This is a genomic window from Mycobacterium sp. 852002-51971_SCH5477799-a (assembly GCF_001667145.1).
Classification (GTDB): Bacteria; Actinomycetota; Actinomycetes; order Mycobacteriales; family Mycobacteriaceae; genus Mycobacterium.
In genome coordinates, this window is record NZ_LZIF01000033.1 from 1 (window position 1) to 5,626 (window position 5,626).

Below are 5,626 nucleotides of genomic sequence, written 5' to 3' on the forward strand. Positions count from 1 at the left end.
TGGATTGGCCGGCGCAGTTGCAGGAGCAGGTCGCGCGGTTGGCTCGTGAGCACAACGCGACGAGTTTCATGGTGATGCAGGCCGCTTTGGCGGTGCTGCTGGCCAAGATCAGCGCTAATTCTGATGTGGCCGTTGGGTTTCCGATCGCGGGCCGCCGCGACCCCGCGCTCGATGGTTTGGTGGGGTGTTTCGTCAACACCTTGGTGTTGCGTGTTGATCTGGCCGAGGACCCCACCGTCGCCGAGTTGCTTGCCCAGGTGCGGCAGCGCAGCCTCGCCGCCTACGAGCACCAAGACGTGCCCTTCGAGCTGCTGGTGGAACGGCTCAACCCGACACGATCGATGAACCATCACCCGTTGGTGCAGGTGTTGTTCGCTTGGCAGAACTTCGCCGGGCGGGAAAACGACCCCGCGGCCGCGCTGAGCTTAGGTGATCTGCAAGTCACCCAGGCGCCGGTGGATACCCGCACCGCCCGGATGGACCTGACGTTCTCGTTGGCCGAACGCTGGACCGAGTCCGGTGAGCCCGCCGGGATCGGCGGCGAGGTGGAATTCCGCACCGACGTGTTCGACGCGGCCAGCATCGAGGTCTTGATCGAGCGGTTGGGGCGGGTGCTGGCGACGGTCACCGCCGACCCCGGTCGGCGTTTGTCGTCGCTGGATCTGCTCGATGCCGCGGAGCACTCCCGGCTGGCGGGTTGGGGCAACCGGGCGGTGCTCGCCCGGCCCGCGGCCCCGGCGGTGTCGATTCCAGGGCTGTTTGCCGAGCAGGCAGCGCGCGCGCCGGAGGCCGTGGCCTTGACCTTCGAGGGCCGGTCGATGACTTACCGGGAGCTCGAGGAAGAGGCCAACCGACTGGCCCACCACTTGGCCGGCCACGGCGTCGGCCCGGGTGGCTGCGTGGCATTACACCTGCCCCGTTCTGACCGGGCGATCGTGGCGATCTTGGCGGTGCTCAAAACCGGAGCCGCGTATGTGCCGATCGACCCGGCGCTGCCGGCAACCCGGATCGACTTCATGCTCGGTGACGCCGCGCCGATCGCCGCCATTGCCACCGACGGACTGCGTGGGCGGCTGGACGGGCACGGGATTGCGGTGATCGATGTCGACGACCCAGCTATCCGCGGTCGTGACTGCGCGCCCTTGCCGTCCCCTTCGCCTGATTTCATCGCCTACATCATCTACACCTCAGGGACTACCGGTGTCCCCAAGGGCGTGGCCATCACTCACCGCAACGTGATCCAGTACATCGGGTCACTGTCCGCCGATCTGCGGCGCCCCGGTGTCTGGACGCAGTGGTTCTCCTTGTCGTTCGACTTCTCGGTCCTGGAAATCTGGGGGGCGCTCTTCAACGGTGGGCGGCTGGTGGTGGTCCCCGAATGGATGACAAGCTCGACGACCGATCTTCGCGACCTATTGATCTCCGAACGAGTCGATGTCTTCGGTCAAACCCCTTCGGCGGCAGGGGCTATGTCGCCCGAGGGTTTGGAGTCGGTGGCTTTACTCGTGGGCGGTGAAGCCTGCCCGGCCGACCTGGTGGACCGGTGGGCGACACCTGGGCGGGTAATGATCAACAAGTACGGCCCGACCGAGGCCACGGTGGATGTGACCTACAGCGCGCCGTTGCTCGCGGGTTCGGGCGCGCCGCCAATCGGTTCGACATTGCCGGGGGCGGCACTGTTTGTGCTCGATATGTGGCTGCGGCCGGTCCCGCCCGGCGTGCTCGGCGAGTTGTACATCTCCGGTACCACCGTGGGGTACGGATATTGGCGCCGTTCCGGTTTGACCGCATCGCGATTTGTGGCCTGCCCGTTCGTCGGCCCGGGAGCGCCGGCGCAACGGATGTATCGCACCGGCGATCTGGTGTCCTGGGACGCCGACGGGCAGCTGCGGTATGCGGGGCGTGCGGATGAGCAGGTCAAGATCCGCGGGTATCGCATCGAGTTGGCCGAAGTTCAAATGGCGCTGGCTGACCTGGACGGCGTGGCACAGGCGGCAGTCGTCGCCCGCGAGGACCGCCCCGGCGACAAACGTCTGGTCGGCTACATCACCGGCACCGCGGAACCCGCCGCGCTGAAAAACGCTCTGGCCGAACGATTGCCGGCTTATATGGTGCCGGCCGCATTGGTGGTGCTCGACGCGTTGCCCTTGACAGTCAACGGCAAACTCGACGTGCGCGCCCTACCGGCACCCGAATACACCGACGCCGGTCAGTACCGCGCCCCCACCAACCCCACCGAGGAGATCCTGGCCGGCCTCTACGCCCAAGTCCTCGGATTGGATCGTGTCGGAGTCGACGAATCGTTCTTCGAACTGGGCGGCGATTCGCTGTCGGCTATGCGGGTCGTCGCCGCGGTCAACAGCACATTGAATGCCGGCCTCGCGGTGCGCGCTCTTTTCGAGGCGCCCACGGTGACACAGTTGGCGCCCCGAATCGGTGCGGACGAGAGCCGACTCGAGCCGTTGGTTCCGGTTGAGCGGCCCGAGATAGTCCCGTTGTCGTTCGCCCAGAACCGGTTGTGGATCATCGACCAGTTGCAGGGGCCCTCACCCGTTTACAACATGGCGGTGGCCTTGCGCCTGGATGGGCACCTCGATCCGGATGCGCTCGTCACAGCGATGACCGACGTGGTGGGCCGCCATGAAAGCCTGCGCACGCTGTTCCCGTCGGTCGAGGGAATCCCCCAACAGCTGGTGGTGGCGGTCGAGCGGGCTCACTTCGGCTGGGACGTCGTCGACGCGACGGGCTGGTCGGCAAGTCGGCTGGAGGAGGCCGTCGGCGCGGCGGTGCGTCGCCCCTTTGATCTGGCCGCCGATATCCCTTTGCGCGCAGTGCTTTTCCGCGTTGCCGATGACGAACACGTTCTGGTCGCGGTGGTGCACCATATCGCCGGTGACGGTTGGTCGATGACGCCGTTGGTGCGTGACCTGGGAGTGGCGTATGCGGGCCGGTGTGCGGGGGCTGCCCCGGATTGGGCGCCGTTGCCGGTGCAGTACGCCGATTACACCTTGTGGCAGCGAGCCCAATTCGGCGATCTGAGCGACAGCCAGAGCCGCATCGGTGCGCAGCTGGCCTACTGGGAAGAGGCGCTGGCCGGGATGCCCGAGCGCATCCAGCTGCCCACCGATCGGCCCTATCCGCCGGTGGCTGACTACCGCGGCGCGCACGTCGCGGTCCAGTGGCCGTCGGAGTTGCAGCAGCGGGTCGCCCAACTGGCTCGGGAGCACAATGCGACCAGTTTCATGGTCATGCAGGCCGCCCTCGCCGTGCTGCTGTCGAAGATCAGCGCCAGCAGCGATGTCGCGGTCGGGTTCCCGATCGCGGGTCGGCGTGATCCGGTGCTGGATGATCTGGTGGGATTCTTCATCAACACCCTGGTGCTCCGGGTTGACCTGGCGGGAGATCCCTCAATCGCCGAGTTGCTGGCGCAGGTCCGGAGTCGAAGCCTGGCGGCCTACGAACATCAAGACGTGCCGTTCGAGGTGCTGGTGGAGCGGCTCAACCCGACCCGAAGCCTGACTTATCATCCGCTGGTCCAGGTGTTGTTGGCATGGCAGAACTTCAGCGGGCCGGACATCGGGTCCACCACCGGATTGCGCTTGGGTGACTTGGAAGTCACCACGCTGCCGGCCGACACTCAGGTCGCCCGCACGGATCTGACATTGTCGTTCGCCGAACGCTGGACCGATGCCGGTGAGCCCGCCGGGATCGACGGGATGGTGGAGTTCCGCACCGACGTGTTCGACGCGGACAGCATCGAGGCGCTGATCAAGCGGTTGGAGCGGGTGTTGCTGGCGCTGACCGCGGACCCGTCCCGGCGGCTGTCGTCGGTCGATCTCCTCGACGACACAGAGCGCGCCCAGCTGCTCGGGTGGGGTAACCGGCCGGCCCTGAGCCAGCGTGTCACCGCGTCGCCGTCGATTCCGGAATTGTTCGCCGCCCAGGCGGCCCGCGTCCCTGAGGCGGTCGCGCTAATCTCTCGCGGCCTGTCGATGACCTACCGCGAGCTCGATGAGGTCGCCAACCGGCTGGCGCGATTCCTGGTCGCCCAGGGGGCGGGCCCGGGTGAGCGTGTGGCGCTGTTGTTCTCCCGCTCGGCCGAGGCCATCACGGCGATCCTGGCGGTTTTGAAGACCGGCGCGGCGTACGTCCCGTTCGACCCCGAGCATCCACCGGCGCGAATGGAGTTCATGCTCGGCGATGCCGCGCCGATCGCTGTCGTCACCACGGCAGACCTGCGCTCGCGCGTGGATGGGCGCGACCTGCTGGTCATCGACTTCGACGATCCCCGCATCCGTTCCTATCCATGCACCGGCCTGCCGGCACCGGCTCCCGAGGAGATCGCCTACCTGATCTACACCTCGGGCACTACCGGCGTGCCCAAAGGCGTTGCCATCAGCCACCACAACGTCACCGAGTTGTTCGAATCGCTCGAGGGTGAGATGCGGCTTGAGGAACAGGTGTGGTCGCAGGCGCACTCCCTGGCGTTCGACATCTCCGTCTGGGAGATCTGGGGTGCGCTGCTGTACGGCGGGCGGGTGGTCGTGGTCCCCGAGTCCGTGACGCGGTCACCGGAAGACTTCCACGCCATGTTGGTTACCGAACAGGTCAGCGTGTTGAGCCAGGTGCCCTCGGGATTCTATGCGCTGCAAACCGCGGACACGCTCTCACCGGAGCTCGGACGTCAGCTGAAGCTGCAGGCGGTCGTGTTCGGCGGCGAAGCGTTGGAGCCACAGCGTCTTCGAGCGTGGTGGCATAACCATCCCGGAACGCCCCGTCTGCTGAACCTGTACGGCACGACGGAGACGACGGTGCACGCCTCCTTCCGGGAGATCGTCGACGGCGACTTGGACAGCGCGGCGAGCCCTATCGGGGTGCCGCTGGCGCATCTGGCGTTCTTCGTGCTGGACGCATCGTTGCGGCCGGTACCGGTCGGTGTGGTCGGTGATTTGTATGTGGCGGGATCCGCGGCGGCGTACGGCTACGTGGGACGGGCCGGGTTGACTGCGTCGCGGTTTGTGGCGTGCCCGTTCGGCGGCGACGGAGCGTCGGCGCAGCGCATGTATCGCACCGGCGACTTGGTGTGCTGGGGCGCCGATGGGGAGTTGCTCTATCTCGGTCGTGCCGATGAGCAAGTCAAGATTCGCGGGTATCGCATCGAGTTGGGCGAAGTGCAGGCCGCGCTGCTGGGGCTGGACGGCGTGGATCAGGCGGCCGTGATCGCCCGTGAGGACCGCCCCGGCGACAAGCGACTGGTCGGCTACGTGACCGGCATCGCCGACCCGGCGCAGGTGCGCAGCGCGTTGGCGGAGCGGCTGCCGGCCTACATGGTGCCGGCCGCGGTGGTGGTGCTGGACGCGCTGCCGTTGACGGTCAACAGCAAGCTCGACAAGCGTGCTCTGCCCGCACCGGAGTACCAGGACGTCGATCACTACCGGGCTCCGGGCAGCGCGGTTGAGGAAATTCTGGCCGGCATCTACGCCCAAGTCTTGGGGCTCGAGCGGGTCGGAGCCGACGAGTCGTTCTTTGAGCTCGGCGGGGACAGCATCTTGTCCATGCAGGTGGTGGCCCGGGCCCGCGCCGCCGGCCTGGTGTGTCGGCCGCGCGATATCTTCGTCGAGCAGAC

Annotated in this window: 1 protein-coding gene; it reads left to right on the forward strand. The window is 66.9% G+C overall.

Annotated elements, in window-relative coordinates; genetic code table 11:
* Positions 1-5,626 (forward strand): non-ribosomal peptide synthetase (locus A5753_RS02445; protein WP_156655893.1); only part of this gene is annotated, 5,626 nt, incomplete at both ends.